The sequence below is a fragment of the Clostridium sp. AF02-29 genome, assembly GCF_934835585.1.
GTDB lineage: Bacteria > Bacillota > Clostridia > Lachnospirales > Lachnospiraceae > Otoolea > Otoolea fessa.
The window spans coordinates 23151-29297 of the sequence record NZ_CAKVZK010000014.1; the positions used below are offsets into that span (position 1 = coordinate 23151).

A 6147-nucleotide genomic window follows, 5' to 3' on the forward strand; every position below is an offset into this window, starting at 1 on the left:
AGTTAGCCATTATCAGCATTATAATAGAAAGCGCTTTATTTGTAAACAAAAAATTTTACAAAAATCGATCTTTTTCGCTTTTCAAATTTGATCTTCTATGATATTATAGGAAAGATATACTGGGGTGTTTATTTTGTCAAAAAGGCAGATTTAGACCCTCTTATTTTCGTTCCTGCGCGAGAATGTGCCAAGGCACATTCTTTTTTATTATCTTGTCCTACGAAAATCCTACGAAAAGGAAAGGGGTTATCCATTATGAAAAAAGTTGTCATCATCGACGGTCAGGGCGGACGCATGGGGCGCGCCCTCGTAGAAGAAATCCATAAACTCTGTCCCGGACAGCCGCTTCTCGCGCTCGGTGCCAACACCACTGCCACTGCCGCGATGATGAAAGCCGGAGCTGCCATGGGCGCCACCGGAGAAAACCCCGTTCTTGTCGCCTGCCGCGATGCCGACCTAATCATCGGACCAATCGGCATCGTCATTGCAGACTCCCTCTTAGGAGAAATCACCCCCGCCATGGCAGCCGCCATCGGACAAAGCCGCGCCCAGAAAATCCTGATTCCTGTCAGTGGAAGCTCCTATTGCCGCCATATTTTAGTAGGAACACAGAATTTACCGATGAATGAATATATCCATTTGGCGGCAGAGGAAGCAGCTGCCTACCTGAATCATATTTAAAAAATGCACGAAGCTGAACTCTCATCGTTCCGCTCCGTGCATTTTTCTCCCGGTCTCTTTATCCTTCAAAACCTGCATCTTCAACTCATCCACCCCGGAAAATTTCATCTCCGGCCGCATAAAATCTAAAAAATGAACCTCTATCTTTTTCCCATACAGGTTTTCATCCAGATCATAGATATATGTCTCCGCACCCGCCGGTCGTTCCCCGGCAATCGTCGGTTTTTTTCCAATATTCGTGATACTTCCATAAGAAGCACCCTCAATCACCGTCCGGGAGAGATATACCCCGAACGCCGGAAGATGTTTCTGGATTCCCGGCAGGATATTCGCCGTCGGAAAACCTAGGGTGGAACCTAAATGCTCCCCGTGTACCACCTGTCCGCTGATCCGGTACTCGTATCCCAACAGTTCATTCGCCTTGCGGATATTTCCCTTCGCCAGCTCTTCCCGGATATAGGTGCTGCTGATCTCGCGATCGCCGTCCATCGCCTTTTCAACGATCGACACCTCATATCCATATTTCGGTGCCAGTTTCCGAAGCAGTTCAGCATCGCCCTTCCGCTGGTAGCCAAAATGGCAGTCCGGACCGGACACGATCGCCTTTGCGCCCATCTTGCCGACCAGAATCTCGGCAACAAACTGTTCCGGGTCCATATGTGCGACTTCCTGGTTGAACGGATATTCCACCAGATACTCCACCCCCGCCTCGCGCAGGTTCTCCTCGCGCTCCTCGTTGGTCGTGATCATCGTCTGCAGCTTTCCCCGGATCAAGGTTCCCGGTGCCGTCTCAAAGGTAAACACCGCTGGTTTATATCCTTTTTCCCGATACCGCATCACTTCCCGCAGCAGCTTCTGATGCCCTCTGTGAAGACCGTCAAACTTACCGATCGTGACCGCAGTCGGCTCTTTTATCTGAAATTCTCTGGTTCCGGCAAAATACTGCATCTTACTCTCCTCCCAGAAAGATCTTACGTGGTTTCCATTGTTTCTTCTCCGGCTGATAGGCATAGAGACCGATAAACTGGTTTTTGCTGTCATAGACGCGGATGATTCCAGAATCCGGAAGTACCATCTCTGAGTTTCCATCCGCAGAAACCTGGTGTTCAGCCAAACTGCTTCCGCTCTGCACTAAGCAGCCGTCTCTCGGTCCCAGCCCCTTCGGGAATGGATTTCCATTCTGCAGAAGCTTATCCAGAACCTCACTCTCCGACACATACGCCGGGCAGTCCTCAAACATTCCATCCACCGGCACGATCCTATCCTCGATCTGACCGGCTTTCGCCAGCGCTTCCACCTCGGACAGGCGCAGGCTGTCCCCGATCGCAAATCGATCGACGCGGGTGCGGATCAGTTTTTCCATACAGCCGCCGCATCCCAGCTTTTCACCGATGTCATGGCACAGGGTACGGATGTAGGTTCCCTTGGAACAGGTCACGGTCATCGTCACACGCGGCAATTCCACCGCATCTATCTGAAGATCATAGATTTCCACCGGACGCGCTGCCCGCTCTACCTCTTTTCCGGCTCTCGCCAGCTCGTAGAGCTTCTTTCCGTTGACCTTGAGCGCTGAATACATCGGCGGTACCTGCATATACGGACCAACAAATCTCTCCGCCGCCCCGCGGACTGCCGGTTCTGTCAGCTGTTCCGTCGGTTTCTCCGAAAGAATCGTTCCTGTCATATCCTGCGTATCGGTTTCGGTTCCCAGCAAAAGAACTGCCTGATACGTCTTCCTCTTATCCGTCAAAAGGTCGCACAGCTTCGTGCCCTTCCCCAGACATACAGGGAGTACGCCCTCCGCTGCCGGATCGAGCGTACCCGTATGACCGATCTTTTTCTGTCTCAAAATGCCCCGGAGCTTCGCCACCACATCGTGGGACGTAAACCCCGGTTCTTTATAAATGTTTATCACACCGTGAAACATAAAATCTCCTAAAAAATCAGAACTATTACCGTCCATGCGCTGTGCACCTGAAAGCAGGCAGCGCAATCAGCAACAGAACCTCCTATTCCTCCCTACGGGCATCCATCTGTTTCTCAATATGTCCCGTCAGGTTGTTGATCACATCCCTCGGATGTCCCTGCATCGTGCAGCCCGCCGCGTGGATGTGCCCGCCGCCGCCGAAATACGCCGCCACCTTGCTCACATCGACATAATCGTTGGAACGAAGGCTGACCTTGTACTCGTTGAACGCCTTTTCATAGATGAAAATGGCACATTCCACTCCTTCGGTAATCCGGAGCTGATCGATAATGCCATCCAGATCGTTCGTATCGACACCGTAAAACTCCATTTCTTTCTGGGAAACCACACTGAAAATACATCTTCCATCCAGAATCCGTGTACTGCTAAGCAGAGCTTTTCCGAGAATCTGGTTCTGTGCGTAGGTCTTGCGGTAAAAGCTGTCGTCGATGATCTTCGCCGCGTTCACGCCTTTTTCCATCAGCGTGCCCGCGATTTCCATCGTTTTCCGGGTCGTTGAATTGTACTTAAATACACCTGTGTCATGCACAATTCCGGTATAGAGACACTCTGCCGCCTCCCTGCTGAGCTTTGCCTCATCAAGAAGCGTGTATAACACTTCGCTGCAGGAGCTTGCGTCCGGAATGATGTAATTTTGTTCTGCAAATCCTGTATTGGTTCTGTGATGATCGATACAGAGTGTCTTGGCGGCGCTGTCAAAATAGACCGCGTAGCCGCCCAGACGCTCTTTGTCGCTGGCATCCAGCGTAATGCACAGATCAAACTGTTTTTCCGGCACAATCTCGGTATGAATTTTCTCAAAATCATTCATATAAGAAAATTTAGCAGCCGGATGGTCGAGAAACAGTTCTGCCTCTATCTGCGGATAATTCTCCCGCAGATAGTTAAGCAGTCCCAGAGTCGTTCCGATACAGTCTCCGTCCGGATGGATGTGACCAAGCAGTACGATGTGCTCCGCCCCTTCCAGTGACGCCTCTAAGATATTTTTACTCATTTTCTTCCTCATCTCCCGATTCTGAGTCTCTGAGATTTTCAGTTACTTCATCGATCAGGCGGGTCATGTGTACACCGTACTCAATCGACTGATCGAGAATAAATGTTATTTCCGGCGTATTCCGTAAATTAATGCGTTTTGCAAGCTGGGTGCGGACAAATCCGACAGCACTTTTCAGTCCCTGGATCGTATCCTTCGCCGCTTCCTCGTTGCCTAACACGCTGATATACGCCTTGCAGTACTTGAGATCCGGAGTTACCTCCACGGAGACAACCGTTGTCATCGGATGAATCCGCGGATCTTTCAGCTCACGGCTGATGATGGAACTCAGCTCTCTCTGTACTTCACTGTTAATTCTTGTATTTTTAATGCTATTTTTACGCATGAATCCCTCTGCCTTTCTAGCGCGGAACCTCTACCATCGCATATGCTTCGATCATATCGTCTTCCTGCAGATCGTTGAACTTCTCAAATACAAGACCGCACTCGTATCCGGAAGCAACTTCCTTCACGTCGTCCTTGAAACGCTTTAAGGATGCCAGCGGACCATCGAAGATCTGCTCGCCGTCACGGGTAATACGTGCCTTGCAGCCTCTCTGGAATTTACCATCCAGGACGTAGGAACCAGCGATAGTACCAACGCCGGAAGCCTTGAAGGTCTGACGTACAACAGCGTGACCGATTACCTGCTCCTCGTAGATCGGGTCAAGCATACCCTTCATCGCTGCCTCGACATCCTCGATTGCCTGATAGATGACGCGGTAGAGACGAACGTCTACTTTCTCACGCTCTGCGATGGACTTCGCGGTTGCGTCCGGGCGCACATTGAAACCAATAATGATCGCGTTGGATGCGGCTGCCAGACTGACGTCGGACTCGTTGATCGCACCAACACCGCCGTGGATGACCTTGACTACGACTTCCTCGTTGGACAGCTTCATCAGGCTCTGCTTTACTGCCTCGACAGAACCCTGTACGTCTGCCTTGACGATCAGTGGAAGTTCCTTTACATTTCCTGCCTTGATCTGGGAGAACAGATCGTCCAGGGAAAGCTTCATCTTTGTATCTTCAATTAACTTATTCTTGCTCTCAGAGATAAAGGTTTCTGCAAAGCTTCTCGCCTCTTTCTCGTTCTCCGGCTGTACAAATACCTCGCCGGCGTTCGGCACGTCATTAAGACCCAGAATCTCGACCGGAGTGGACGGACCAGCCTCTTTGACGCGGCGTCCTTTATCGTCCATCATCGCACGGACACGGCCGTAGCAGGCACCTGCCGCGATCGGATCACCGACATGAAGGGTACCTTTCTGTACCAGGACGGTCGCAACCGGACCTTTACCCTTATCCAGCTCCGCCTCGATGACAAGACCTCTCGCATTACGGTTCGGGTTTGCCTTTAACTCTTTGACCTCTGCAGTCAGAAGGATCATCTCAAGCAGTTCCTTGATACCTTCCTTGGTATGTGCAGATACCGGAACGAAGATGGTGCTGCCGCCCCAGTCCTCCGGAACCAGTTCGTACTCGATAAGCTCCTGTTTTACCTTCTCGATATTGGCACTCGGCTTATCGATCTTGTTGATCGCTACGATGATCTCAACACCTGCTGCCTTCGCATGGTTGATCGCCTCGATGGTCTGCGGCATAACACCGTCATCTGCTGCAACAACGAGGATTGCAATATCAGTGGATTTTGCACCACGCATACGCATTGCGGTAAATGCCTCATGTCCCGGCGTATCGAGGAATGTGATCTTCTGTCCGTTGATCTCTACCATGTACGCACCGATGTGTTGGGTAATACCGCCTGCCTCTTTTGCAGTTACATTGGTCTGGCGGATTGCATCCAGAAGGGAGGTTTTACCATGATCGACATGGCCCATAACGCATACAACCGGCGGACGGGTTACCATGTCCTTCTCATCCTCTTCTTCCTCTTTCAGAAGTTCCTCGATGACGTCAACCTTGACCTCCTTCTCACAGAGTACGTCAAACTCCATCGCGATCTCTTCTGCCTGCTCGTAATCTACTTCCTGATTGATGGTGACAACCTTGCCCTGTAAAAAGAGCTTCTTTACAATCACAGACGGCTGAAGTTTCATCTTGTCTGCGAGATCCTTGATGGTGATTACCTCCGGGATCGTGATTGTCTTGATCTCCTCAACCTTTGCCTCCTTCTTCTGCGGCGGCTGAACAGCGCTCTTTACGTTCTTTCCGCCTCTTCCCTTGGAGTGCATCTCTTCCTCATGGTCGATCTTGCTATATTTATCGTTCTTGTAATTATTCTTATTCTGCTTGTTGTTCTGCGGTTTCTGTACAACCGGGCTTTCGAAGGATGGCTTCGGAATATTTAAACCGCCGCGTCCATCGCGTCCGCCTCTCTGACCATCACGGCCGCCCTGATAGCCGCCGCTTCTCTGTCCGTCACGGTTTCCCTGATAGCCGCCGCTTCTCTGTCCGTCACGGTTTCCCTGATAGCCGCCGCTTC

Annotated in this window: 6 protein-coding genes; 1 reads left to right on the forward strand and 5 read right to left on the reverse strand. The window is 50.9% G+C overall.

Going from position 1 to position 6147, the window contains the following annotated elements; all coding sequences use genetic code 11:
• The first annotated feature begins 255 nt into the window (after positions 1-255).
• Positions 256-681 (forward strand): DUF3842 family protein, encoded by a 426-nt coding sequence (locus tag PUQ60_RS05295; RefSeq protein ID WP_118524504.1) that lies wholly within the window; start codon positions 256-258, stop codon positions 679-681.
• 21 nt (positions 682-702) lie between these two features.
• Here PUQ60_RS05295 and PUQ60_RS05300 read toward each other — a convergent pair whose 3' ends face one another.
• The 5 genes from PUQ60_RS05300 to infB all read right to left on the reverse strand — a co-directional run.
• Complete coding sequence (locus PUQ60_RS05300) at positions 703-1629, reverse strand: bifunctional riboflavin kinase/FAD synthetase (RefSeq protein ID WP_118523885.1); 927 nt, start codon at positions 1627-1629, stop codon at positions 703-705.
• 1 nt (position 1630) lies between these two features.
• Positions 1631-2608 (reverse strand): tRNA pseudouridine(55) synthase TruB, encoded by a 978-nt coding sequence (truB, locus tag PUQ60_RS05305; RefSeq protein ID WP_273380906.1) that lies wholly within the window; start codon positions 2606-2608, stop codon positions 1631-1633.
• Between the two features lie 82 nt (positions 2609-2690).
• Positions 2691-3662, reverse strand: a complete 972-nt coding sequence (locus tag PUQ60_RS05310; protein ID WP_273380908.1) for a bifunctional oligoribonuclease/PAP phosphatase NrnA — start codon at positions 3660-3662, stop codon at positions 2691-2693.
• The gene (gene rbfA / locus PUQ60_RS05315) at positions 3655-4047 is read right to left on the reverse strand and encodes a 30S ribosome-binding factor RbfA (RefSeq protein ID WP_022360140.1); all 393 of its coding nucleotides are present in this window, start codon (positions 4045-4047) and stop codon (positions 3655-3657) included. The genes PUQ60_RS05310 and rbfA overlap by 8 nt, the downstream gene beginning before the upstream one ends.
• Before the next feature lie 16 nt (positions 4048-4063).
• Positions 4064-6147: translation initiation factor IF-2 (infB, locus tag PUQ60_RS05320; protein ID WP_273380910.1), on the reverse strand; the 2084-nt coding region annotated here is incomplete at its 5' end.